Raw genomic sequence first — 25,936 nt, forward strand, 5'->3', positions numbered from 1 at the left:
CTATACGCGGGCAAGCCACGCTCCTACAGGTCAGTGTTCAGGCTGGCGGCGTGAAATCAAACGCCGCCAACTGGAAACCCTGTTCATCCACCTGCAAGGCCCAACCCTGGCGATCCCAATCCCCCAGCACAATCCGTTTCGCCGCTTGCGCGCCGAGTTGCAACTTGTGAATGGCCGGCCGATGGGTATGGCCGTGGATCAGGGTGTGCACGCCATGCTGCTGCATGACCCGCGCCACTTCCTGCGGCGTCACGTCAACGATGTCATTGGCTTTCATGCGCGTCTGCGCGCGACTCTCGCTGCGCAGTTTGCGTGCCAGCTTGTGGCGGCTGCGTAGCGGCAGGTGGCGCAGGATGAACAGGGTGACGGGATTGCGCAGATAACGCCGCAGGCGCATATAGGCCTCGTCCCGGGTGCACAGGCTGTCGCCATGCATCAACAGCACCGGCTCGTCATTCATTCGCACCACGCTCGGATCCTGCAACAGGGTGGCCCCGGCCGCCTTGCAGAAGGCCCGGCCCAGCAGGAAGTCACGATTGCCGTGCATCAGGAAAACCTGCGTGCCACTGTCACTCAAGGTGCGCAAGGCCGCGCAGATCGAGTGTTGAAAGGGGCTCATGGCATCGTCGCCGATCCAGACTTCGAAAAAATCGCCGAGGATATACAACGCTTGTGCCGAACGGGCGCGTCCGGCGAGGAAATCCAGAAACGCCCGGGTGATGTCCGGGCGTTCCTCTTCCAGATGCAAATCTGAAATCAGCAGTATCACTCAACGATCTCGGCTTTCTCGATGATCACGTCTTCTGCTGGAACATCCTGGTGGCCGGCCTTCATGGTGGTGGCGACGCCCTTGATCTTGTCGACCACGTCAGTACCTTCGACCACTTTGGCGAATACCGCGTAGCCCCAGCCCTGGACGGTCTTGGCGCTGTGGTTCAGGAAGCTGTTGTCGGTGACGTTGATGAAGAACTGCGCGGAGGCCGAATGCGGCTCCATGGTGCGGGCCATGGCAACGCTGTATTTCTCGTTCGGCAGGCCGTTGTCCGCTTCGTTCTGGATGCTCGGGCGCTTGTCTTTCTTTTCTTTCATGCCCGGTTCGAAGCCGCCGCCCTGGATCATGAAGTTGCCGATCACGCGGTGGAAAACCGTGTTTTCGTAGTGGCCGGCTTTGACGTATTCAATGAAGTTGGCCACGGTGATCGGGGCTTTCTCGGCGTTCAGCTCGAGGACGATTTCGCCGTGGTTGGTGGTCAGTTTGACTTGGGTCATCTTGGCTACTCTTTGAAGGAATTCGTGGGCTTCGGCGTGCGGGCTGCGCTCGCGGCGCCGAACCGATCTGGCATACAACCACCAGGTTGCGCAGTTTAGCGTGAGGCGCGAGAATTTCGAGGCGGTTTTTTCATCCGGGCACTATTAATAGCCGCCGTTTTTGGCGCGCCACTGTCAGCTGCCCGATTGCATCGGCTATGATACCCGTTTTGATTGATCAGGCCGTATCCGGCCGCGCACCCGCAAGCCCAAGGATCCTATGAGCAAGCCCACTGTCGACCCTACCTCGAACGCCAAGACCGGTCCGGCTGTCCCGGTCAACTTCCTGCGCCCGATCATTCAGGCCGACCTGGACTCGGGCAAGCATACCCGGATCGTCACGCGCTTCCCCCCCGAGCCCAACGGCTACCTGCACATCGGCCACGCCAAGTCGATCTGCGTGAACTTCGGCCTGGCCCAGGAGTTCGGCGGTATCACGCACCTGCGCTTCGACGACACCAACCCGGCCAAGGAAGACCAGGAATACATCGACGCCATCGAAAGCGACGTCAAGTGGCTGGGCTTCGAATGGTCCGGTGAGGTGCGCTATGCCTCGCAGTATTTCGACCAGTTGCACGAGTGGGCGGTGGAATTGATCAAGGCCGGCAAGGCCTACGTCGACGACCTGACCCCCGAACAGGCCAAGGAATACCGTGGCAGCCTGACCGAGCCGGGCAAGAACAGCCCGTTCCGCGAGCGTTCGGTGGAAGAGAACCTCGACTGGTTCGCCCGCATGAGAGCCGGCGAATTCGCGGACGGCGCACGCGTGTTGCGGGCCAAGATCGACATGGCTTCGCCGAACATGAACCTGCGCGACCCGATCATGTATCGCATTCGTCATGCCCACCACCACCAGACCGGTGACAAGTGGTGCATCTACCCGAACTACGATTTCACCCATGGTCAGTCGGATGCCATCGAAGGCATCACCCACTCCATCTGCACCCTGGAGTTCGAAAGCCACCGTCCGCTGTATGAGTGGTTCCTCGACAACCTGCCGGTGCCGTGCAAGCCGCGCCAGTACGAGTTCAGCCGTCTGAACCTGAACTACACCATTACCAGCAAGCGCAAGCTCAAGCAGTTGGTCGATGAAAAACACGTCAATGGCTGGGACGACCCGCGCATGTCGACGCTCTCGGGGTTCCGTCGCCGTGGCTACACGCCGAAATCGATCCGCAACTTCTGCGAAATGGTCGGCACCAACCGCTCCGACGGCGTGGTGGACTTCGGTATGCTCGAATTCAGCATCCGTGACGACCTCGACCACAGCGCGCCACGGGCCATGTGCGTGTTGCGTCCGCTGAAGGTGGTGATCACCAATTACCCGGAAGGCCAGGTCGAGAACCTCGAACTGCCCTGCCACCCGAAAGAAGACATGGGCGTGCGCGTACTGCCGTTTGCCCGTGAAATCTACATCGACCGTGAAGACTTCATGGAAGAGCCACCAAAAGGCTACAAGCGCCTTGAGCCGGCCGGCGAAGTGCGCCTGCGCGGCAGCTACGTGATCCGTGCCGACGAGGCGATCAAGGACGCCGATGGCAACATCGTCGAGCTGCGTTGCTCCTACGATCCCGAGACCCTGGGCAAGAACCCTGAAGGGCGCAAGGTCAAAGGCGTGGTGCACTGGGTGCCGGCGGCGGCCAGCATCGAATGCGAGGTGCGCCTGTATGATCGTCTGTTCCGTTCGGCCAACCCCGAGAAGGCCGAAGACAGCGCCAGTTTCCTGGACAACATCAACCCTGACTCGCTGCAAGTGCTCACTGGTTGTCGTGCCGAACCCTCGCTGGGCAACGCACAACCGGAAGACCGTTTCCAGTTCGAGCGCGAAGGTTACTTCTGCGCGGATATCAAGGACTCGAAGCCCGGTGCTCCGGTATTCAACCGTACCGTGACCTTGCGTGATTCGTGGGGCCAGTGATTCTTTGAGGAAAGCGTTGTGCTAACGATCTACAACACGCTCAGCAAGAGCAAGGAAGTCTTCAAGCCGCTGGATGGCAACAAGGTGCGCATGTATGTCTGCGGAATGACCGTGTATGACTACTGCCACCTGGGCCATGGTCGCAGCATGGTCGCTTTTGACCTGGTGACCCGCTGGCTGCGGTTCAGCGGCTACGACCTGACCTATGTGCGCAATATCACCGACATCGACGACAAGATCATCAATCGGGCCAACGAGAACGGCGAATCGTTCGAAGCGCTGACCGAGCGCATGATTGCCGCGATGCATGAGGATGAGGCACGCCTGAACATCCTCAAGCCGGATATGGAGCCGCGGGCCACCGAGCATATCCTCGGCATGCATGCCATGATCCAGACCCTGATCGACAAGGGCTACGCCTATGCGCCGGGCAATGGCGACGTGTACTACCGCGTCGGCAAGTTTCTCGGCTACGGCAAGTTGTCGCGCAAGAAGATCGAAGACCTGCGCATCGGTGCGCGTATCGAGGTCGGCGAGTCGAAGCAGGATCCACTGGACTTCGTTCTGTGGAAAGCCGCCAAGCCGGGCGAGCCGAGTTGGCAGTCGCCGTGGGGCGCCGGGCGTCCGGGCTGGCATATCGAGTGCTCGGTGATGTCCACCTGCTGCCTGGGCGAGACGTTCGATATTCATGGCGGCGGCAGCGACCTCGAGTTTCCGCACCATGAAAACGAAATCGCCCAGAGCGAGGCGGCCACCGGCAAGACCTACGCCAATGCCTGGATGCACTGCGGCATGATTCGCATCAATGGCGAGAAGATGTCCAAGTCCTTGAACAACTTCTTCACCATTCGCGATGTGCTGGACAAGTATCACCCGGAAGTCGTGCGTTACCTGCTGGTGTCGAGCCATTACCGCAGCGCCATCAACTATTCGGAAGACAACCTCAAGGACGCCAAGGCTGCCCTGGAGCGTTTCTACCATGCGTTGAAAGGCCTGCCGAAAGTGCCGGCAGCCGGTGGCGAAGCCTTTGTCGAGCGCTTCACCGAGGTGATGAACGACGATTTCGGCACGCCGGAAGCCTGTGCGGTGCTGTTCGAGATGGTGCGCGAGATCAACCGTCTGCGCGACAGCGACCCAGCGGCTGCAGCCGGTCTGGCCGCGCGTCTGAAAGAGCTGGCCAGCGTGCTCGGGGTCTTGCAGTTGGAGGCTGATGACTTCCTCCAGGCGGGCGCCGAAGGGCGGGTCGATGCGGCCGTGGTCGAAGGGTTGATCCAGGCACGCCTGGCGGCGCGAGCCAACAAGGACTGGGCGGAATCCGACCGCATCCGTGACCAGATCACTGCCATGGGCGTGCTGTTGGAAGACGGCAAGGGCGGGACTACCTGGCGTCTGGCTGACTGAGTCGGGCTCGGGTAAAAACAAAAAACCGCCAATTGGCGGTTTTTTGTTGGTCGAAGGCTTTTCAGCGCGCTGGCGCCGCCGGATGCTTCGCGGCTTCAGGCATGCAGCGTTTCGGCGGCATACAAGGTATTTTCCAGCAGGCAGGCGCGGGTCATCGGACCGACCCCGCCGGGAACTGGAGTGATCCAGCCGGCGCGGGGCAGGGCGGTTTCGTACACCACGTCGCCCACCAGCTTGCCGTCCGCCTGGCGGTTGATGCCGACGTCAATAACGATAGCGCCTTCCTTGATCCACTCGCCCTTGACCAGGCCCGGCTTGCCGGCGGCCACCACCACCAGGTCGGCGCGCCCGACATGGCCGGCCAGGTCCCGGGTGAAGCGGTGGGTGACGGTCACGGTGCAGCCGGCGAGCAACAGCTCCATGGCCATCGGACGCCCGACGATATTGGAGGCGCCGACAATCACCGCATCCATCCCGTACAGGTCGACCCCGGTACTTTCCAGCAGGGCCATGATGCCTTTCGGGGTGCATGGGCGCAGCAGCGGAATGCGCTGGGCCAGGCGGCCGACGTTATAAGGATGGAAGCCGTCGACGTCCTTGTCCGGGCGAATGCGCTCCAGCAATTTGGAGGCATCCAGGTGCTCGGGCAGGGGCAGTTGCAGCAGGACGCCGTCGATTTTTGGATCGTCGTTGAGGCGATCGATCAGGTCGGTGAGCGCCTGTTGCGTGGTGTCGCTGGGCAAGTCATAGGCTTGTGAAATGAAGCCGACCTCTTCGCAGTCTTTACGCTTGTGCGAGACATAAACCTGAGAGGCAGGATCGCTGCCGACCAGAATCACCGCGAGGCCTGGCGTGCGCAGACCCTGCTGGCGACGCTCGGCGACACGTTGGGCGACCTGCTGGCGCAGATGGGCGGCGATCGCTTTGCCGTCGATTAGTTGTGCAGTCATGACGCGTGATTAACCATCGAGAGGGGTTGAAAAAGAGTGCGCATTCTCGCACGCCGTGACGCGAGGGCAAAGGCGCTTGGTCCGGATATTCCCCTAAGCCCTTTATATTTCTGAATTTTTTTTAAAAAAGAGTTGACGACCTTCAGGCTCACCTATAACATTCGTCGCACTTGTCGGGCACAGCCTAGCACTGGTTGAGAAGGTCGAGCAGAGTGGATGTCTAGCTCAGCAAGATTGAAGCACTTGGTTTGTAGTCGTCACCGAATACAGATTAATAAGGCGCCCGTAGCTCAGCTGGATAGAGCATCCGCCTTCTAAGCGGATGGTCGCAGGTTCGAGTCCTGCCGGGTGCGCCATTAGGCAGCTTTGGCACAAGTAACGCAATATGGTGGGCGTAGCTCAGTTGGTAGAGCACAGGATTGTGACTCCTGTTGTCGTGGGTTCGATCCCCATCGTCCACCCCATATTCGAATAAAGACGCCAGATTAATTATCTGGCGTCTTTGCTTTAACGGTTTGATTTGCGGACGTGGTGGAATTGGTAGACACACTGGATTTAGGTTCCAGCGCCGCGAGGTGTAAGAGTTCGAGTCTCTTCGTCCGCACCAGTTAGCTTGAAACACAAAAAAACGGCGCAGTACCTGAAAAGGGCTGCGCCGTTTTTGTTTCAGGGATTTGTGTCGCCAGCAACGCCGCTGGTTTCGGCTGGGGTGAGATTTCCCCGTCCTGAGCTGTTGCTGGATGTTGCTTGATTCAACCTTCGGTCTGTTTGACGGACCGATCGTCTGGGTGGTGGTAAAGTTCTTTCTATATATAGAGGGGCTGGATCAAGGCTCTGGCGCGATTGGCTGCGTGTCGTGGGATGCGTTTGAGTGGCGCCCCGCGTCCAATAAACGCCCGCTGTTTTTTGACCCGTTTCAGTAGGGTGACTTCTTGTGTTTGACCCACTAGAATGCATGCCCTTGATTCTGGGGTCGGAAACGGCCGGCTAACGTCTGTGCAACGAGGAATATCCATGCAAGTTTCTGTTGAAAATACATCGGCTCTTGAGCGCCGCATGAGCATCACCGTGCCAGCTGAGCGCATCGAGACCCAGGTCAACAAGCGTCTGCAGCAGACTGCCCAAAAGGCCAAGATTGCAGGCTTCCGTCCTGGCAAGGTGCCAATGAGCGTGATTCGCCAGCGTTATGAGGCGGATGCCCGTCAGGAAGCCGTGGGCGATGTGATCCAGGCCTCCTTCTATGAAGCCGTGGTTGAGCAGAAGCTGAACCCGGCTGGCTCGCCTTCCGTCGAGCCGAAAGTGCTGGAGAAGGGCAAGGATCTGGAATACGTCGCGACTTTCGAAGTGTTCCCTGAGTTCACCGTTGCCGGTTTCGACTCCATCGCTGTCGAGCGCCTGAGCGCCGACGTGGCGGACTCGGATCTGGACAACATGCTGGAAATCCTGCGCAAGCAGAACACCCGTTTCGAAGTGGCCGATCGCGCCGCGCAGAACGAAGACCAGCTGAACATCGATTTCGTCGGCAAGGTCGACGGTGAAGTCTTCGCCGGTGGTTCCGCCAAGGGCACCCAGCTGGTGCTGGGCTCCAACCGCATGATCCCGGGCTTCGAAGATGGCCTGGTCGGCGCTAAAGCCGGTGAAGAACGCGTTCTGAACCTGGTTTTCCCGGCTGACTACCAGAACCTGGACCTGGCTGGCAAAACCGCCGAGTTCACTGTCACCGTGAACAGCGTGTCCGCACCGACCCTGCCTGAGCTGAACGAAGCCTTCTTCGCCCAGTTCGGTATCAAGGAAAGCGGTCTGGACGGTTTCCGCGCCGAAGTTCGCAAGAACATGGAGCGTGAGCTGCGTCAGGCGATCAAATCCAAGGTCAAGAACCAGGTAATGGACGGTCTGCTGGCCGCCAACCCGATCGAAGTGCCCAAGGCCCTGCTGGAAAACGAAGTGAACCGTCTGCGCGTGCAGGCTGTTCAGCAGTTCGGCGGCAACATCAAGCCTGATCAACTGCCGGCCGAGCTGTTCGAAGAGCAAGCCAAGCGCCGCGTCGTGCTCGGCCTGATCGTGGCTGAAGTGGTCAAGCAGTTCGAACTCAAGCCTGATGAAACCCGTGTGCGCGAGCTGATCCAGGAAATGGCCTCGGCCTACCAGGAGCCGGAACAGGTTGTGTCGTGGTACTACAAGAACGACCAGCAACTGAACGAAGTCCGTTCGGTTGTGCTGGAAGAACAAGTTGTGGATACTGTTCTGCAGAAGGCGAATGTGACCGATAAATCGGTCTCCTACGAAGAAGCAGTCAAGCCGGTGGAAGCTCCGCAAGCCGACTGATTTTCTGACTCGTTGGAAAATACACACCATAAGCCAGCCTCGCGCTGGCTTATGCGTATTCAAGACATGACTATTTGGGAGTGACTGCAGAGCATGTTCCGTAATTCTTATATTCAGCAGAACTCTGATATCCAGGCCGCTGGCGGCCTGGTCCCGATGGTTGTCGAGCAGTCCGCTCGTGGCGAGCGCGCCTATGACATCTACTCGCGCCTTCTCAAGGAGCGGGTGATTTTTCTGGTGGGCCCGGTAGAGGACTACATGGCCAACCTGATCTGTGCGCAGCTGCTGTTCCTTGAAGCGGAAAACCCGGACAAGGACATCCATCTCTATATCAACTCCCCGGGCGGTTCGGTGACGGCGGGCATGTCGATCTACGACACCATGCAGTTCATCAAGCCAAACGTATCGACTACCTGTATCGGTCAGGCGTGCAGCATGGGCGCGTTCCTGCTGACGGCCGGTGCCCACGGCAAGCGTTTCTGCCTGCCGAACTCGCGTGTGATGATTCACCAGCCACTGGGCGGTTTCCAGGGCCAGGCTTCGGATATCGAAATCCATGCCAAGGAAATCCTCTTCATTCGTGAGCGTCTCAACACGCTGATGGCCAAGCATAGCGGGCGTACCCTTGAAGAAATCGAACGCGATACCAACCGTGATAATTTCATGAGCGCAGAAGCCGCGCGTGACTACGGGCTGATCGACGAAGTGATCAACAAGCGCCCCGCTTAACATTAAGCAGCTCAAAATAGGGTTGGTCGGCTGCTCCGATCACCAGCGGGCTTGAAAAAGCCCGCAATAGCCTTCATCTTGTGTTGCAAGCCTATCGGATTTGGATCGAACGAATGACTGACACCCGCAACGGCGAGGACAACGGCAAGCTGCTTTATTGCTCCTTCTGTGGCAAAAGCCAGCATGAAGTACGCAAATTGATTGCCGGCCCCTCGGTCTTTATCTGCGACGAGTGCGTCGACTTGTGCAATGACATCATCCGTGAGGAGGTGCAGGAAGCACAGGCCGAAAGCAGCGCGCATAAATTGCCTTCGCCTAAAGAAATCAGCGGCATCCTTGATCAGTATGTGATTGGTCAGGAACGTGCGAAAAAGGTTCTGGCGGTAGCGGTCTACAACCACTACAAGCGTCTGAACCAGCGTGACAAGAAAAGTGACGACGTCGAGCTCGGCAAAAGCAACATACTGCTGATCGGTCCGACCGGTTCGGGCAAGACCCTGCTGGCCGAAACCCTGGCCCGCTTGCTGAATGTGCCGTTCACCATCGCCGATGCAACCACCCTCACCGAGGCGGGTTATGTGGGCGAAGACGTGGAAAACATTATTCAGAAACTGCTGCAGAAATGTGACTACGATGTGGAAAAGGCCCAGATGGGCATTGTCTACATCGATGAAATCGACAAGATTTCCCGCAAGTCCGATAACCCGTCGATTACCCGGGACGTTTCCGGTGAAGGCGTGCAACAGGCCTTGCTGAAGTTGATTGAAGGCACGGTGGCCTCCGTTCCGCCTCAGGGCGGTCGCAAGCACCCGCAGCAGGAATTCCTGCAGGTAGATACCCGCAACATCCTGTTTATCTGTGGTGGTGCGTTCTCCGGTCTGGAAAAAGTCATTCAGAACCGTTCCACCCGTGGCGGCATCGGCTTCAGCGCCGAAGTCCGCAGCAAGGAAGAAGGCAAGAAGGTTGGTGAGTCCCTGCGTGAAGTCGAGCCTGACGATCTGGTCAAGTTCGGTCTGATTCCGGAGTTCGTCGGTCGTCTGCCGGTCCTGGCCACGCTGGACGAGCTGGATGAGGCTGCATTGATGCAGATCCTTACCGAGCCGAAGAACGCCTTGACCAAGCAGTACGCCAAGCTGTTCGAAATGGAAGGGGTTGATCTGGAATTCCGTGCCGACGCACTGAAATCCGTCGCCAAGCGTGCCCTGGAGCGTAAAACCGGTGCTCGTGGCCTTCGTTCGATCCTCGAAGGCGTCCTGCTCGATACCATGTATGAAATCCCCTCGCAGTCCGAGGTGAGCAAAGTGGTAATCGATGAAAGCGTGATCGAGGGTAAATCCAAGCCGCTGTATATCTACGAGAACAGCGAGCCGCAGGCCAAGGCCGCGCCTGACGCCTGAGTGCGCCAGACTGTGACCTGACAAGGGGCCCTCGGGCCCCTTTTCTATTGGCGCTTGTTTTTTTCCGAACAAGCCCCCATCTTGGTTTCAAGCTTATCCACCTGTTTCCGGCCGTACGGCCGCCGTAGAGGCGAAATCATGAAGACAACCATCGAATTGCCTCTCCTGCCATTGCGCGATGTCGTGGTGTATCCGCACATGGTTATCCCGCTGTTCGTGGGGCGCGAGAAATCTATCGAAGCCCTCGAGGCAGCGATGACGGGCGACAAGCAGATCCTGCTGCTGGCCCAACGTAATCCTGCCGATGATGACCCGGGCGAAGATGCGCTGTATCGCGTAGGTACAGTCGCTACCGTATTGCAATTGCTCAAATTGCCTGATGGCACCGTCAAGGTGCTGGTTGAAGGCGAGCAGCGCGGCACCGTGGAGCGTTTCAGTGAGGTCGATGGCTATTGCCGCGCCGAAGTGGCGCTGATCGACGAGGCCGATGCGCCGGACCGTGAGTCCGAAGTCTTTGTCCGCAGCCTGCTGGCACAGTTCGAGCAGTACGTGCAGTTGGGCAAGAAAGTCCCGGCTGAAGTGCTGTCTTCGTTGAACAGCATCGATGAGCCGAGCCGCCTGGTCGATACCATGGCCGCCCATATGGCCCTGAAGATCGAGCAGAAGCAGGAAATCCTCGAAATCGTCGATTTGTCGGCCCGTGTCGAACACGTGCTGGCCTTGCTGGATGCCGAAATCGACCTGCTGCAGGTCGAGAAACGTATCCGTGGCCGCGTCAAGAAGCAGATGGAGCGCAGCCAGCGCGAGTACTACCTGAATGAGCAAATGAAAGCCATTCAGAAGGAGTTGGGCGACAGCGACGAAGGTCATAACGAAGTCGAGGAGCTGAAAAAGCGCATCGACGCCGCCGGTCTGCCGAAAGATGCCCTGACCAAGGCCTTGGCCGAATTGAACAAGCTCAAGCAGATGTCGCCGATGTCCGCCGAGGCGACCGTGGTGCGTACCTACCTCGACTGGTTGGTGCAAGTGCCGTGGAAGGCCCAGAGCAAGGTGCGCCTGGACCTGGCACGGGCTGAGGACATTCTTGACGCGGACCATTACGGTCTGGACGAAGTCAAGGAGCGAATCCTCGAATACCTCGCCGTGCAGAAGCGCGTGAAGAAAATTCGCGGTCCGGTACTGTGCTTGGTCGGACCTCCTGGCGTGGGTAAAACTTCCCTGGCTGAGTCGATTGCTCACGCGACCAATCGAAAATTTGTACGGATGGCCCTTGGTGGCGTGCGTGACGAAGCGGAAATTCGTGGCCATCGGCGGACTTACATCGGTTCGATGCCAGGAAGATTGATACAAAAAATGACAAAGGTTGGCGTGCGCAACCCGCTGTTCCTGCTTGACGAAATCGACAAGATGGGCAGCGACATGCGTGGCGATCCGGCCTCGGCGTTGCTTGAGGTGCTGGACCCGGAACAGAACCACAATTTCAACGACCACTACCTGGAAGTTGACTACGACCTGTCCGATGTCATGTTCCTCTGCACCTCCAACTCGATGAACATCCCGCCAGCGCTGCTGGACCGGATGGAAGTGATCCGCCTGCCGGGTTACACCGAGGACGAGAAGATCAATATCGCCACCAAGTACCTGTCGCCCAAGCAGATTCAGGCCAACGGCCTGAAAAAAGGCGAGCTGGAATTCGAGGTCGAGGCGATTCGCGACATCATCCGCTACTACACCCGCGAAGCCGGTGTGCGTGGGTTGGAGCGGCAAATTGCCAAGGTCTGCCGCAAGGCGGTGAAAGAGCATGCCCTGGAAAAACGCTTTTCGGTCAAAGTCACGGCCGACCTGCTGGAGCATTTCCTCGGGGTGCGCAAATTCCGCTACGGCCTGGCCGAGCAGCAGGATCAGATCGGTCAGGTCACGGGCCTGGCCTGGACCCAGGTCGGTGGCGAGTTGTTGACCATCGAAGCCGCCGTGGTGCCGGGCAAGGGCCAGTTGATCAAGACCGGTTCCCTGGGCGATGTCATGGTCGAGTCGATCACCGCCGCGTTGACCGTGGTGCGCAGTCGCGCCAAGAGCCTGGGCATTCCCCTGGACTTCCATGAGAAGCGCGACACCCATATCCATATGCCGGAAGGGGCGACCCCCAAGGACGGCCCCAGCGCTGGCGTAGGCATGTGTACAGCCCTGGTGTCAGCCTTGACTGGCATTCCTGTGCGCGCCGACGTAGCCATGACCGGTGAAATTACCTTGCGCGGTCAGGTGCTGGCCATTGGTGGTCTGAAGGAGAAACTGCTGGCGGCACATCGCGGCGGGATCAAGACGGTAATCATTCCGGAGGAGAATGTGCGCGATCTGAAGGAAATTCCTGACAATATCAAGCAGGATCTTCAGATTAAACCGGTTAAATGGATTGACGAGGTCCTGCAAATTGCGCTGCAATACGCGCCGGAGCCCTTGCCAGATGTGGTTCCGGAGATCGTTGCCAAGGATGAGAAGCGCGACTCCGATTCCAAGGAAAGAATCAGCACGCATTAAGTACGATTCAAGCCTGGGTGGCTTCCTTGACAGCTTTTTAGAGCCCTTGTTATAAAGCGGCTCTTAAGTGTCTGTAGGCCATTCAGCACAGGTTTAGCTTTCACCCAAAAAACTTAGAAATATACTCAATAGATATAAGGGGACTTAGAGTGAACAAGTCGGAACTGATTGATGCTATCGCTGCATCCGCTGATATCCCGAAAGCTGCTGCCGGCCGTGCGCTGGACGCAGTCATCGAATCCGTCACTGGCGCTCTGAAGGCTGGCGACTCCGTTGTACTGGTAGGTTTCGGCACCTTCTCCGTGACCGATCGTCCTGCTCGCATCGGTCGTAACCCTCAGACCGGTAAGACGCTGGAAATCGCTGCAGCCAAAAAACCAGGTTTCAAAGCCGGTAAAGCACTGAAAGAAGCTGTCAACTGACAGTCGTTCAAGCCTTTGCCTATCCGGGTCGGGTTCTTGCCTGATCTGGCCGCGGAGCGGTGAAGCGGTCGGCCATGGTCCTTTCACTGGGCCGGTCTGACACGCCGAGGGACGCGTATTCGAGCCCTCATCCGCTCCGCCAGTTACGAGAAGGCGCATCCTCGGATGCGCCTTTCTTCTATCCGGATTCTACCCACGCTCCACGGTTGCCCACATTGAAGTTCAACCGTTTCTGGGGGACGCATGCTGCAAAATATCAGGGACAATTCACAAGGCTGGATTGCCAAGACCATCATCGGAGTCATCGTCGCATTGATGGCGCTGACCGGTTTCGATGCCATTTTCAGGGCTACCTCCACCAGCCAGGATGCGGCAAAGGTCAACGGTGACGAGATCACCCAGACCGAGCTGAGCCAGGCGGTCGACATGCAACGTCGTCAACTCATGCAACAGTTGGGCAAGGATTTCGACGCCTCGTTGCTGGATGAGAAAATGCTGCGCGAATCCGCCCTCAAGGGGCTGATCGACCGCAAGCTGCTGCTTCAGGGGGCCGAGAAGTCGAAGTTTGCCTTCTCCGAGGGCGCTCTGGACCAGGTTATCCTGCAAACCCCTGAGTTCCAGGTGGACGGCAAGTTCAGCTCCGATCGTTTCGACCAGGTGATTCGCCAACTGGGCTACGGTCGCCTGCAATTCCGCCAGATGCTGGCCCAGGAAATGCTGATCGGCCAGATCCGTGCCGGTCTGGCGGGTAGCGGTTTCGTCACTGATGCCCAGGTGCTGGCCTTTGCCCGTCTGGAAAAACAGACCCGTGATTTCGCCTCGCTGAATGTCTCGATCGATCCATCGGCGGTCAAGCTGACCGATGACGAGGTCAAGGCGCACTACGACAAGCACGCCAAGGAGTTCATGACGCCGGACCAGGTGGTTATCGATTACCTGGAGCTGAAGAAGTCCTCGTTCTTCGATCAGGTCAGCGTCAAGGATGAAGACCTGCAGGCGCTGTATCAGAAAGAAACCGCGAATCTCGCCGAGCAGCGGCGGGCGGCGCACATTCTGATTGAAGTGAATGACAAGGTGAGCGACGCCCAGGCCAAGGCGAAGATCGAAGAGATCCAGCAGCGTCTGGCCAAGGGTGAGCATTTCGATGTCCTGGCGAAGGAGCTCTCCCAGGATCCAGGCTCGGCCAGCCATGGCGGCGACCTCGGCTTCGCCGGTCCCGGTGTTTATGATCCGGCCTTTGAAAAGGCGCTGTATGCCTTGACCAAGGACCAGGTGTCGGGTCCGGTGCGCAGCGAGTTCGGTTATCACCTGATCAAGCTGTTGGGCGTCGAGGCACCACAGGTGCCGAGCTTCGCCAGCCTGAAGGACAAGCTGACCCGCGAGCTGAAAACCCAGCAGGTGGAGCAGCGTTTCGTCGAGGCGAGCAAGCAGCTCGAGGACGCTTCGTTCGAAGCCTCCGACCTGGCCCAGCCGGCCCAGGACCTGAACCTGAAGGTGCATACCTCCGCGCCGTTCGGTCGTGAAGGCGGTGAAGGTGTAGCGGCGAACCGTGCCGTGGTGACCGCGGCATTCAGTCCGGAAGTGCTGGATGAAGGTGCCAACAGCAGCGCCATCGAGCTGGATCCGGATACCGTGATCGTGTTGCGTGCCAAGGAACACCACAAGCCTGAGCAGTTGCCGTTGGCCAGCGTGGATGCGGCGATTCGCAAGCAATTGACCAAGGAGCACGCCACGGCCGCGGCCAAGGTCAAGGCTGAGCAACTGATCGCCAACCTGCGTGAAGGCAAGGCGCTGCCGGCCGGCCAGACCTGGAAAACCCAGGAAGCCGTCACCCGTGGCCAGGAAGGTATCGATCCGGCGGTGCTGCAAGCACTGTTCCGCATGCCCAAGCCTGAAGCCAAGGACAAGCCGACCTTCAGCACCGTGACCCTGGCCGATGGTAGCCTGGTGCTCGTGCGCTTGAACGGCGTGAACGAGGGCGCGGCACCCAGCGAAGAAGAGAAGGCGTCCTATCGTCGCTTCCTCGCGTCCCGTGCCGGTCAGCAGGACTTCGCGGCGTACCGCAAGCAGTTGGAAAGCCAGGCGGACATCAAGCGCTTCTGAAGCGGTTGATTCAGTCAGCCCGCACCATAAAAAAAGACCGCTCATTGAGCGGTCTTTTTTTATGGTGCGCCAGGCATGCTGCTGTTCGGTCGACCGTGCTGGCGAGTCGGATGACTTGGAGGTGAAAGTCCGCTACAGGGGATCCGTCTCGGGGACGAGGAATGCCGCCTCCAGCAACTGTTTTGTATAGGGGTGTTGCGGCGCGGCAAAGATCTCCCTGGCATCACCTTGCTCGACGGCCTTGCCATGCTTGACCACCATCAGTTGGTGACTCAGCGCCTTGACCACTGCCAGATCGTGGCTGATGAACAGATAGGTCAGGTTGTACTTGATCTGCAGCGAGCGCAGCAATTCGACGACCTGGCGCTGCACCGTGCGGTCGAGGGCCGAAGTCGGCTCGTCAAGCAGGATCAGCGCTGGCTTGAGCACCAGCGCGCGGGCGATGGCGATGCGCTGGCGTTGTCCGCCGGAGAACTCGTGGGGGTAGCGGTTGCGGCTCTCCGGGTCCAGGCCGACCTCCTTCAGGGCCGCGATGATCGCGGCTTCCTGCTCCTGCTCGTTGCCGATCTTATGGATGCGCAGACCTTCGCCGACAATCTGGCTGATGCACATGCGCGGGCTGAGGCTGCCGAACGGGTCCTGGAACACCACCTGCATTTCCCGGCGCAGCGGCCGTACCTGTTGCTGGGACAGGCAGCTCAACGATTGGCCTTCGAAACGGATATCGCCCTGGCTGCCGATCAGTCGCAGGATCGCCAGCCCGAGGGTGGATTTGCCGGAACCGCTTTCGCCGACAATACCCAGGGTCTGACCCCGGGGCAGGCTGAAGTGGATGCCGTCCACGGCCTTCACGTGGTCCACGGTGCTGCGCAGCAGGCCTTTCTTGATCGGGAACCAGACCTTGAGGTCGTCGACCTCCAGCAGCGGCTCACCGACCTTGGTGAGGGCCGGTTCGCCACGCGGTTCGGCGCTGAGCAGTTCGCAGGTGTAGGGGTGTTGCGGGGCCCGGAACAGGGCTTCGCAGTCGGCCTGTTCGACGATCCGACCGCGCTGCATGACGCACACGCGGTGGGCGATCCGGCTGACCAGGTTGAGGTCGTGGCTGATCAGCAGCAGGGCCATGCCCAGGCGTGCCTGCAACTCCTTGAGCAATTCGAGGATTTTCAGTTGCACCGTCACATCCAGGGCGGTAGTCGGTTCGTCGGCGATCAGCAGTTCCGGTTCGTTGGCCAGGGCCATGGCGATCATCACGCGTTGGCGCTGGCCGCCCGAGAGCTCGTGGGGGAGGGCCTTGAGGCGCTTGTGCGGCTCGGCGATGCCTACCAGCTCCAGCAGCTCCAGGGTGCGCCGCGTAGCGACCTTGCCGGTCAGGCCCTTGTGGATGCCAAGCACTTCGTTGATCTGCTTTTCGATGGAGTGCAGCGGGTTCAGCGAGGTCATCGGCTCCTGGAAGATCATCGCGATGCGGTTGCCGCGGATGTGGCGAATGGTCTTCTCGTTGAGGGTCAGCAGGTCCTGCCCGGAATACTGGATCGTCCCGCTGGGGTGATGGGCCAGCGGGTAGGGCAGCAGGCGCAGGATCGAGTGCGCGGTGACCGATTTGCCCGAACCGCTTTCGCCGACCAGGGCCAGGGTTTCGCCACGGCGGATATCGAAGCTGACGTTTTCCACCACCCGCTGGCGTTGCTCGCCGACCACGAATTCCACCGCGAGGTCGCGCACTTCGATCAGATTGTCCTGATTCATCTTACTTCCTCGGGTCGAAGGCATCGCGAGCGGACTCGCCGATAAACACCAGCAGGCTGAGCATCAAGGCCAGCACGGCGAACGCGCTCATGCCCAGCCAGGGCGCCTGCAGGTTGGATTTGCCCTGGGCCACCAGTTCGCCCAGGGACGGCGAGCCCGCCGGCAGGCCGAAGCCGAGGAAGTCCAGGGCGGTCAGGGTGCCGATGGCGCCGGTGAGGATGAACGGCATGAAGGTCATGGTCGAGACCATGGCGTTGGGCAGGATATGGCGGAACATGATCGCGCCGTTCTGCATGCCCAGGGCCCGGGCCGCGCGCACATATTCCAGGTTGCGCCCACGGAGGAACTCGGCGCGCACCACATCCACCAGGCTCATCCAGGAAAACAGCAGCATGATCCCCAGCAGCCACCAGAAGTTCGGCTGGACGAAGCTGGCGAGGATGATCAGCAGATAGAGCACCGGCAGTCCGGACCAGATCTCCAGGAAGCGCTGGCCGGCCAAGTCGACCCAGCCGCCATAGAAGCCCTGCAATGCGCCGGCGATAACCCCGATGATGGAGCTGAGCACGGTGAGGGTCAGGGCGAACAGCACCGAGATGCGGAAGCCGTAGATCACCCGGGCGAGCACGTCGCGACCCTGGTCGTCGGTGCCGAGCAGATTGACCATCGACGGCGGCGCCGGGGCCGGGACACGCAAGTCGTAGTTGATGCTTTGATAGCTGAATGGAATCGGCGCCCACAGGGTCCAGGCGTCCTTGGCCTTGAGCAGTTCACGGATGTAGGGGCTCTTGTAGTTGGCTTCCAGCGGAAATTCGCCACCGAAGGTGGTTTCCGGATAACGCTTGAGGGCCGGGAAATACCAGCCGCCGTCGTAGTGCACGAGCAGCGGCTTGTCGTTGGCGATCAGTTCGGCACCCAGGCTCAGGACGAACAGCACCAGGAATAGCCACAGCGACCACCAGCCGCGCTTGTTGGCCTTGAAGCGCGCGAAACGTCGGCGATTGAGGGGGGATAACTGCATCTCAATGCTCCCGATGTTCGAAGTCGATCCGTGGATCGACCAGGGTGTAGGTGATGTCGCCGATCAGTTTCACCACCAGCCCCAGCAGGGTGAAGATGAACAGGGTGCCGAAGACGATCGGGTAATCGCGATTGATCGCTGCTTCGAAACTCATCAGGCCCAGGCCGTCGAGGGAGAAGATCACTTCCACCAGCAGGGAGCCGGTGAAGAAGATACCGATGAAGGCCGAGGGAAAGCCGGCGATGACCAGCAGCATCGCATTGCGGAATACGTGGCCGTAGAGCACGCGGTGCTGCGTCAGGCCCTTGGCCTTGGCGGTGATCACATACTGCTTGTTGATTTCATCGAGAAAGCTGTTCTTGGTCAGCAGGGTCATGGTGGCAAAGTTGCCGATGACCAGGGCGGTGACCGGCAGCGCCAGGTGCCAGAAGTAGTCGAGGACCTTGCCGCCGAGGCTCAACTGCTCGAAATTGTTCGAGGTCAGGCCGCGCAAGGGGAACCAGTTCAGGTAGCTGCCACCGGCAAACACCACGATCAGCAGGATCGCGAACAGGAACGCCGGAATCGCATAGCCGATGATGATCGCCGAGCTGGTCCAGACATCGAAATGACTGCCGTGGCGGGTGGCCTTGGCGATGCCCAGGGGGATGGAGACCAGGTACATGATCAGGGTGCTCCAGAGCCCGAGGGAAATCGACACCGGCATTTTTTCCTTGATCAGATCGACGACCTTGGCATCGCGAAAGAAGCTGTCGCCGAAGTCCAGGGTCGCGTAGTTCTTGATCATGATCCACAGACGTTCCGGCGCCGGTTTGTCGAAACCGTACATGTGCTCGATCTCCTTGATCAGGGCCGGGTCCAGACCCTGGGCGCCGCGATAGCTGGAACCGGCCACCGAGACTTCGGCACCGCCGCCGGCGATCCGGCTGGTAGCGCCTTCGAAACCCTCGATCTTGGCGATCATCTGCTCCACCGGGCCGCCGGGCGCGGCCTGGATGATCACGAAGTTGATCAGCAGGATGCCGAACAGGGTCGGGATGATCAGCAGCAGTCGGCGAAAAATATAGGCCAGCATCTTATTCTTGCTCCGCGCGCGTGCTGTCGGTTTGCGCCGATACCGCCGGCTTGGCGTCCGGCTTGATCCACCAGGTGTTGACGCCGATATCGTAGGCTGGTGAGAGTTTCGGGTGGCCGATATGGTCCCAGTAGGCCACGCGCCAGGTCTTGATGTGCCAGTTGGGAATCACGTAGTAGCCCCATTGCAGCACCCGGTCCAGGGCGCGGGCGTGTTCCACCAGGCTCTGCCGGGAGTCGGAATCGATCAGCGCTTCCACCAGTTCATCCACCGCCGGGTCCTTGAGGCCCATCAGGTTGCGGCTGCCGGGCTTGTCGGCGCTGGAGGACTTCCAGAACTCGCGTTGCTCGTTGCCCGGTGAATTGGACTGCGGGAAGCTGCCGACGACCATGTCGAAGTCCCGCGAGCGCAGGCGGTTGATGTACTGGGAGACATCGACCCGGCGAATCACCAGGTCGATGCCCAGGTCCGCGAGGTTGCGCTTGAACGGCAACAGCACTCGTTCGAAATCAGTTTGGGCCAGGAGGAACTCGATGCTCACCGGCTTGCCCTGGGGGTCGACCATCTTGTCGTCGACGATGCGCCAGCCGGCCTCCTGCAACAGCTGGTAGGCACGGCGTTGTTGTGGGCGAATCATGCCGCTGGCGTCGCACACCGAGGGTTCGAAGGCCTGGCTGAAGACTTGCTCGGGAATTCGTCCGCGCAGGGGTTCGAGGATTGCCAGCTGCGCGGCGTCCGGCAGGCCGGTGGCGGCCATTTCGGAGTTTTCGAAATAACTGCGGGTACGGTGATAGGCGCCATTGAACAGCTGCTTGTTGGTCCACTCGAAGTCGAACAGCAGGCTCAGGGCTTCGCGCACGCGGATGTCCTGGAACATCGGCTTGCGCAGGTTGTAGATAAAGCCTTGCATGCCCGTCGGGTTGCGATTGGGGATCTGCTCCTTGATCAGTCGACCCTGTGCGACCGCCGGGGTGTTGTAGGCATTGGCCCAGTTCTTCGCGCTGTTCTCCAACCAATAATCGAACTGCCCGGCCTTGAGGGCTTCCAGGGCCACGGTGCCGTCACGGTAGTAGTCCATGACCATGGCGTCGAAGTTGTAGAACCCACGGTTGATCGGCAGGTCCTTGGCCCAGTAGTCCTTGACCCGCTCATAGCGTACCGAGCGTCCGGCTCTGACCTCGGCCAGTTTGTACGGTCCGCTGCCGAGGGGGAACTCCAGGTTGCCCTTGTTGAAGTCACGACTGGCCCACCAGTGCTTGGGCAGCACCGGCAATTGGCCGAGGATCAACGGCAGTTCACGGTTGCTGGTGCGCTTGAACTTGAACAGCACCCGCAGCGGATCCTCGGCGATAGCCTCGTCGATGTCGGCGTAGTAGGTCCGGTACAGCGGCGCGCCATCCTTCATCAGGGTCTGGAAGCTGAATACGACGTCTTCGGCGCGCATCGGGTGGCCGTCATGGAAGCGCGCCTCGGGGCGCAGGTAAAAGCGCACCCAGCTGTTGTCCGGGGCCCTTTCGATTTTCTCGGCCACCAGGCCGTATTCGCTGAAGGGCTCGTCCAGACCATGGCGCAGCAATGTATCGTAGATCAGGTCCAGACCGTCGGCTGGCACGCCCTTGGTGATGAAGGGGTTGAGGCTGTCGAAGCCGCCCATGGCCGACTGGCGGAAGGTGCCGCCCTTGGGCGCGTCGGGATTGACGAAGTCGAGATGCTGGAAATTGGCCGGGTATTTCGGCGGCTCGTTGTAGAGCGTCAAGGCATGTTGCGGGGCGGCGACGGCGACGCCGGCCAGGGCGCTGAACAGCAGGCCGCTGGCGGGCAGGAACAGGACGCGTGGAAACCTCATTGGGCTTTCTCCGAAGCTTTCATCCACCAGGCACTCAGGCCCAGGGTGTACGGCGGCGTGGTGACGAAGGCGAACCGGTTGCGGTAGGCCAGGCGATGATAATCAAGGTACCAGTTGGGAATCATGATGTGCTGCCAGAGCAGGACCCGGTCCAGGGCGCGACCGGCGGCCAGTTGCTCGTCGCGGCTGCGGGCCGCCAGCAGGGCGTCGAGCAGGTGGTCGACCACCGGGCTGGCGACACCTGCATAGTTCTTGCTGCCCTTGACGTTGGCCTGGCTTGAGTGAAAGTACTGCCACTGCTCGAGTCCCGGGCTCAGGGTCTGGTCCAGGGTCATCAGAATCATGTCGAAATCGAACTGGTCGAGGCGTTGTTTGTACTGGGCACGATCCACTGTTCGCAAGCGGGCGTCTACACCTATGCTCGCGAGGTTTTCGACGTAGGGCTGGAGGATCCGTTCCAGGTTCGGATTGACCAGCAGTATTTCAAAGCGCAGGGGCTGTCCGTTCTTGTTCAGCAGGCGTTGGCCGTCCAGCTTCCAGCCGGCCGAGTCGAGCAGGGCGAGCGCGCGGCGCAGGGTCTCGCGGGGGATGCCACGACCGTCGGTCCGCGGCAGACTGAACGGTTCGCTGAACAGCCGGGCGGGCAGTTGTTCGCGGTACGGCGCGAGCAGCAGCCATTCCTGCCCGGCCGGAACGCCCGTGGCGGAAAACTCGCTGTTGGGATAGAAACTCATGGCCCGCTGGTAGGCGCCGCCGAACAGTGTGCGATTGGTCCATTCGAAGTCGAACATCAGGCCCAGGGCTTCGCGCACTTGCTCCTGGGCAAAGCCAGCGCGGCGGCTGTTCATGAACAGGCCCTGGGTCTGGGTCGGAATCCGGTGGGCGATCCGGGCCTTGATCACCTCGCCCCGATCCACGGCGGGAAAGCTGTAGCCGTTGGCCCAGTTCTTGGCCTGGTGTTCGATATAGATATCGAACTCGCCGGCCTTGAACGCCTCGAAAGCGACGTCACTATCGCGATAGAACTCCACTTCGACGCGGTCGAAATTGTATTTGCCACGATTGACCGGCAGGTTTTCACCCCACCAGTTCCTGACGCGTTCAAAGACCAACTGACGGCCTGGCTGCACCCGGGTGATGCGATAGGGGCCGCTGCCCAGTGGCGGTTCGAAAGTGGTGGCGGTGAAGTCGCGACCTTGCCAATAGTGTTGCGCGAGCACCGGCAGTTCACCCAGGCGCAGGATCAGCAGTGGGTTGCCCGAGCGCTTGAAGACGAAGCGGATCCGCTGGGGCGTGAGGATGTCGACCCGCGACACCTCTTGCAGGCTGGTGCGGTATTGCGGATGGCCTTCCTTGAGCAGCAGACGGTAGGAAAAGGCCACATCAAAGGCGGTGATCGGCGTGCCGTCATGGAAGCGCGCCTCGGGACGCAAGTTGAACACGACCCAACTGCGGTCCTCGCTGTACTCCACCGATTGGGCGATCAGGCCGTAGCTGGCGTTCGGTTCATCCCCCGAGGGCGCATATTGGCCGGTGCCGGCCATCAGGGTGGCGTTGAGCTCGTTGACGCCGTACTGCAGGAAATTCGGCGTGGTCACCGGGCTGGTGCCCTTGAAGGTGTAGGGATTGAGGGTGTCGAAGGTGCCGAACGCCATCACCCGCAAGGTGCCACCTTTGGGCGCGTCGGGGTTGACCCAGTCGAAGTGGGTGAACCTGGCGGGGTACTTGAGCGTGCCGAATTGCGCATAACCGTGGCTTTCGCTGATCGTCGCGCTTGCGGGAGAGCTCAAGGCCAGGCTGATGAACAGCAGAAGGAGGGGACGCATCAAGGCAGAGATCCGATCCAGGCGGCTTGGGCTATGGGCCAGTACCTTAACAGCTTGTATCGGGTGGAAAAAGGCTTGCCCGAATAGGCGCGAATGCCAGGTTGGACAGGTTGGAAATGTGGGCTTGCAGGCGACGCTGCTCCTACAGGGGAGTGGTGTTTTTGAGGTTACGGGTTTTCAGCGGGGCTGGGCGACCGTGAGGATCTGTCCCGGCTTGAGCGCCTGGCCGGTGCGTGGGTTGAGGCGCTTGAGGTGCTGCATCTCGACGTTGAAACGCTTGGCGACGATATACAGCGAGTCGCCTTTCTGCACCTTGTAGGTGGTTGTCGCCTTCTTGCTGGCCACGGCCCGGGCGTTGTCCTGCACGACCAGGGTCTGGCCGACCTTGAGATGGTGTCCCGAGAGCTTGTTCCAGCGCTGCAGGTCCTTGACGTCGACCCGGTTGGCCTTGGCGATCGAGATCAGGTTGTCGCCAGTCCTCACCTTGTAGCGGCGGGTCAGGCGTGTAGGCGAGTCGCCGGCAATGGGCTCGAATACCGGCTTCTTCGGTCGCAGGCTGATCAGTTCCTCGGGTTTCATCCGTGACAGGCTGGCGGTCAGCAGTTGCGCCTTGGAGCTGGGTACCAGCAGGTGCTGCGGGCCGTCCATCGTGGCTTTCTGCTTGAAGGCCGGATTGAGTTGGATCATCTCGTCTTCGTCGATCTCGGCCAGCGCCGCGACCCGGCTCAGGTCCATGGGCTGGTTGACTTCGACGGTGGCGAAATACGGTTCGTTGGCGATGGGGTTCAGGTTCACGCCGTAGGCTTCGGGCGCCAGGACCACCTGGGACAGGGCCAGCAGCTTGGGCACGTAGTCGCGGGTTTCCTGCGGCAGTGGCAGGTTCCAGTAGTCGGTGGGCAGGCCGAGCTTTTCATTACGCTCGATGGCCCGGCTGACCGTGCCTTCGCCGGCATTGTAGGCCGCCAGCGCCAACAGCCAGTCGCCATTGAACATGTCGTGCAGGCGGGTCAGGTAGTTCATGGCCGCGAGGGTTGATGCGGTGATGTCCTTGCGCCCGTCGTAGAAGCGGTCCTGGCGCAGGTTGAAAGAGCGTCCGGTGGACGGAATGAACTGCCAGAGGCCCACGGCATCGGCGCGCGAATAGGCCATCGGGTTGTAGGCGCTCTCGATCACCGGCAACAGCGCCAATTCCAGCGGCATGTTGCGCTCTTCCAGGCGCTCGACGATGTAATGAATATAGAGACTGCCGCGCTCGCTGGCGTTTTCCAGGAACGAGGGATTACTGGCGAACCACAGGCGCTGTTGTTCGATGCGCGGGTTCACGCCCAGGCCATCCTGTAACTGGAAACCCTGGCGCATGCGCTCCCAGACGTCCTGAGGGGGCTTGGACTTTTCGCTGAGCCAGATCGGTTTCTGCTTGATCCGGGTGCTGAGATTCGGGGCCGGTTCGGTGCTGCTGTCCGAAGGGTGATGAAAGCCTGAACAGCCCGCCAGGGTAGCGGACACAGCCACGGCGATAGCTTGAGCTAATCGCGTCAATGCGTCTGAATTGATGGATTTACGGTTGGATGACGACATTGGCTGGAAGTGAGTTCCGGGCGAAAATGTCGGGCGATTCTAGAAAGCGCTCGGGGTGCGGTCAACCATTCAGATTTTCAGCGCCGACCGCGACTGTATTCAAAAGCTGTCTTTCCAACGACGCAGGGCCGCAAAAACCTCACTCGGCGAGGTGTTGTCGAGGCCGCTCCGTTCGTCTGCTTTTTCTTTAACAGATGTTTCTTCGACCCGCAGGAACGGGTTGGTCCGCAGTTCCAGGGCCAGGTTCGACGGCAGGCTGATGCGCCCCTCGGCCCGCCACTGACTGACCTGCTCCAGGCGTTCGGCAATGTCCGGGTTGTGCGGTTCGACCGCCTGGGCGAAACGCAGGTTGCTCAGGGTGTACTCATGGGTGCAGTAGACGGCGGTTGCCGCCGGCAGTGTCGCCAGCCGGCTCAGGGAGTAGTGCATCTGCCGTGGCGTGCCTTCGAACAGGCGGCCGCAACCGGCGGCGAACAACGTATCGCCGCAGAACAGCAGCGGGCGGCTGTCATCCTCATGGTAGAAGGCGATGTGCCCCAGGGTATGGCCGGGCACGGCGAACACCTGGAAGTCGAGGTCGAGGACCGTGACGCTGTCGTTGTCATTCAGCGCCAGGTCGCGAGCCGGGATGTTTTCGCTCGCCGGACCCAGTACGCGGGCACCACTGGCCTGCTTCAGGCGTTCGACACCGCCGACATGATCGTGATGGTGATGGGTGACCAGAATGTCGGCGAGCTGCCAACCCGGATGCTGTTCCAGCCAGGCCAGTACCGGCGCGGCATCGCCCGGGTCGACCACGGCGCAACGGCGTCGGGCGGTATCCTGTAACAACCAGATGTAGTTGTCGGTGAAGGCGGGCAGCGCGTCGATCTGTATCATGGTGCAATTCCCAAGCGCAAAACAATGGCGCATCTTAGTGCTTGTGAAGTACTTGTGGCGAGTTGGAGAAGGCAATGACCGATAAAGCGTTCGCTCAGGCTGATCCTGACTGGCTGGCACTGATCAGCGCGGCCCGCGACTGGTTGTCCGGCCCCCTGGGGCAACTGCTGCTCGACGAGGAGCGGCGCATGCTCGAGGACGAGCTGGGGCGCTATTTCGGCGGCTACCTGGTGCACTACGGCCCGTCGGCCGAGAACCCTCCGCAGGCCGAGCAGGTGCGCCGCAACGTGCGTCTCGGGGCGCCGTTGCCGGGGGTGGAAATCGTTTGTGAGGAGCAGGCCTGGCCGCTGAGCGAGCATGCCGCCGATGTGGTGGTGCTGCAGCACGGCCTGGATTTCTGCCTGTCGCCCCACGGCCTGCTGCGCGAGGCCGCCGCCGCCGTGCGTCCCGGCGGGCACTTGCTGATCCTCGGCATCAACCCCTGGAGTGCCTGGGGGCTGCGACATGTATTCGCCCATGATGCGCTGCGCAAGGCCCGTTGCATTTCTCCCTCGCGAGTGGCCGACTGGCTCAACCTGCTGGGCTTTGCGCTGGAGAAACGCCGCTTCGGGTGCTATCGTCCGCCGCTGGCGTCAACCGCCTGGCAAGCGCGATTGGCGGGCTGGGAACGGGTTGCCGGCGGCTGGCAGCTGTCGGGTGGCGGCTTCTATCTATTGGTGGCGCGCAAGATCGTGGTCGGCTTGCGGCCCGTGCGCCAGGTGCGCCGTGAACCGGTCGGCAAGCTGGTGCCACTGCCGATGGCCAAGGTCAACCGGCGGCAAAGCGAGCAGTAACCATTTTTTCCTGGAGGGTCGAGCTGGCTCGGCCCGGGATACGT

At 60.4% G+C, this 25,936-nt stretch carries 19 protein-coding genes and 3 tRNA genes; 12 read left to right on the plus strand and 10 right to left on the minus strand.

Translation table 11 applies throughout. The features are described 5' to 3' along the window. Positions 1-37: 37 nt before the first annotated feature. A complete protein-coding gene (locus PFEN_RS22920) occupies positions 38-769 on the minus strand; it encodes a UDP-2,3-diacylglucosamine diphosphatase (RefSeq protein WP_191488951.1) in 732 nt (243 codons plus the stop codon). Further along, positions 766-1,269 (minus strand): peptidylprolyl isomerase, encoded by a 504-nt coding sequence (locus PFEN_RS22925; protein WP_191488952.1) that lies wholly within the window; start codon positions 1,267-1,269, stop codon positions 766-768. The genes PFEN_RS22920 and PFEN_RS22925 overlap by 4 nt, the downstream gene beginning before the upstream one ends. A 259-nt stretch (positions 1,270-1,528) precedes the next feature. Here PFEN_RS22925 and PFEN_RS22930 point away from each other — a divergent pair, with 259 nt between their 5' ends. Continuing rightward, the gene (locus PFEN_RS22930) at positions 1,529-3,226 is read left to right on the plus strand and encodes a glutamine--tRNA ligase/YqeY domain fusion protein (RefSeq protein WP_191488953.1); all 1,698 of its coding nucleotides are present in this window, start codon (positions 1,529-1,531) and stop codon (positions 3,224-3,226) included. A gap of 18 nt (positions 3,227-3,244) precedes the next feature. Then, entirely contained in the window at positions 3,245-4,627 is a 1,383-nt protein-coding gene (cysS, locus tag PFEN_RS22935; protein ID WP_191488954.1) for a cysteine--tRNA ligase, read from the plus strand. A 95-nt stretch (positions 4,628-4,722) separates the two neighbouring features. On the opposite strand, the gene folD is transcribed toward cysS, so the two are convergent. Next, the gene (gene folD, locus PFEN_RS22940; protein WP_191488955.1) at positions 4,723-5,577 is read right to left on the minus strand and encodes a bifunctional methylenetetrahydrofolate dehydrogenase/methenyltetrahydrofolate cyclohydrolase FolD; all 855 of its coding nucleotides are present in this window, start codon (positions 5,575-5,577) and stop codon (positions 4,723-4,725) included. Between the two features lie 279 nt (positions 5,578-5,856). Between folD and PFEN_RS22945 the strand changes: the two genes are divergently transcribed. From PFEN_RS22945 to PFEN_RS22985, 9 genes are all read left to right on the plus strand, one after another. After that, positions 5,857-5,933, plus strand: a tRNA-Arg gene (locus PFEN_RS22945). 32 nt (positions 5,934-5,965) lie between these two features. Further along, positions 5,966-6,041: transfer RNA gene (locus tag PFEN_RS22950), tRNA-His, on the plus strand. A 58-nt stretch (positions 6,042-6,099) separates the two neighbouring features. Further along, positions 6,100-6,184 (plus strand) — tRNA-Leu (locus PFEN_RS22955). 407 nt (positions 6,185-6,591) lie between these two features. Further along, positions 6,592-7,902, plus strand: a complete 1,311-nt coding sequence (tig, locus tag PFEN_RS22960; protein WP_191488956.1) for a trigger factor — start codon at positions 6,592-6,594, stop codon at positions 7,900-7,902. 93 nt (positions 7,903-7,995) lie between these two features. Further along, positions 7,996-8,631 (plus strand): ATP-dependent Clp endopeptidase proteolytic subunit ClpP, encoded by a 636-nt coding sequence (gene clpP, locus PFEN_RS22965; protein ID WP_191488957.1) that lies wholly within the window; start codon positions 7,996-7,998, stop codon positions 8,629-8,631. A gap of 113 nt (positions 8,632-8,744) precedes the next feature. Continuing rightward, positions 8,745-10,028, plus strand: coding sequence for an ATP-dependent Clp protease ATP-binding subunit ClpX (gene clpX / locus PFEN_RS22970; RefSeq protein ID WP_100942764.1), 1,284 nt, complete (start codon positions 8,745-8,747; stop codon positions 10,026-10,028). 138 nt (positions 10,029-10,166) lie between these two features. Then, positions 10,167-12,563: an endopeptidase La gene (gene lon, locus PFEN_RS22975; protein WP_191488958.1), complete on the plus strand. Its 2,397-nt coding sequence runs from the start codon at positions 10,167-10,169 to the stop codon at positions 12,561-12,563. 149 nt (positions 12,564-12,712) lie between these two features. Further along, on the plus strand, positions 12,713-12,985 hold the full coding sequence (locus PFEN_RS22980) for an HU family DNA-binding protein (protein ID WP_002552737.1): 273 nt from the start codon (positions 12,713-12,715) through the stop codon (positions 12,983-12,985). A 243-nt stretch (positions 12,986-13,228) separates the two neighbouring features. Next, positions 13,229-15,088, plus strand: a complete 1,860-nt coding sequence (locus tag PFEN_RS22985; protein ID WP_191488959.1) for a SurA N-terminal domain-containing protein — start codon at positions 13,229-13,231, stop codon at positions 15,086-15,088. Positions 15,089-15,220: 132 nt separating this feature from the next. Here the strand turns inward: PFEN_RS22985 and PFEN_RS22990 are convergent, their stop codons facing one another. The 7 genes from PFEN_RS22990 to gloB form a co-directional block, all read right to left on the minus strand. Continuing rightward, positions 15,221-16,834: an ABC transporter ATP-binding protein gene (locus tag PFEN_RS22990; RefSeq protein WP_191488960.1), complete on the minus strand. Its 1,614-nt coding sequence runs from the start codon at positions 16,832-16,834 to the stop codon at positions 15,221-15,223. A gap of 1 nt (position 16,835) precedes the next feature. Next, positions 16,836-17,855, minus strand: coding sequence for an ABC transporter permease (locus tag PFEN_RS22995; protein ID WP_191488961.1), 1,020 nt, complete (start codon positions 17,853-17,855; stop codon positions 16,836-16,838). Position 17,856: 1 nt separating this feature from the next. Beyond that, a complete protein-coding gene (locus PFEN_RS23000; protein WP_191488962.1) occupies positions 17,857-18,930 on the minus strand; it encodes a microcin C ABC transporter permease YejB in 1,074 nt (357 codons plus the stop codon). A 1-nt stretch (position 18,931) separates the two neighbouring features. Next, positions 18,932-20,776, minus strand: a complete 1,845-nt coding sequence (locus PFEN_RS23005; RefSeq protein ID WP_191488963.1) for an extracellular solute-binding protein — start codon at positions 20,774-20,776, stop codon at positions 18,932-18,934. Beyond that, positions 20,773-22,602, minus strand: coding sequence for an extracellular solute-binding protein (locus PFEN_RS23010; protein WP_191488964.1), 1,830 nt, complete (start codon positions 22,600-22,602; stop codon positions 20,773-20,775). Before PFEN_RS23010 ends, PFEN_RS23005 begins: the two co-directional genes overlap by 4 nt. A 177-nt stretch (positions 22,603-22,779) precedes the next feature. Beyond that, positions 22,780-24,180 carry a transglycosylase SLT domain-containing protein gene (locus PFEN_RS23015; RefSeq protein ID WP_191488965.1) on the minus strand — a complete coding sequence of 467 codons (1,401 nt, stop codon included), beginning with the start codon at positions 24,178-24,180 and terminating at the stop codon, positions 22,780-22,782. A 99-nt stretch (positions 24,181-24,279) separates the two neighbouring features. Beyond that, positions 24,280-25,059, minus strand: coding sequence for a hydroxyacylglutathione hydrolase (gene gloB / locus PFEN_RS23020; RefSeq protein WP_191488966.1), 780 nt, complete (start codon positions 25,057-25,059; stop codon positions 24,280-24,282). 74 nt (positions 25,060-25,133) lie between these two features. On the opposite strand from gloB, the gene PFEN_RS23025 reads away from it, so the two are divergent. After that, positions 25,134-25,892, plus strand: coding sequence for a class I SAM-dependent methyltransferase (locus tag PFEN_RS23025; protein WP_191488967.1), 759 nt, complete (start codon positions 25,134-25,136; stop codon positions 25,890-25,892). Positions 25,893-25,936: the final 44 nt, after the last annotated feature.

This window comes from Pseudomonas sp. FEN (genome assembly GCF_904067045.1).
GTDB lineage: Bacteria > Pseudomonadota > Gammaproteobacteria > Pseudomonadales > Pseudomonadaceae > Aquipseudomonas.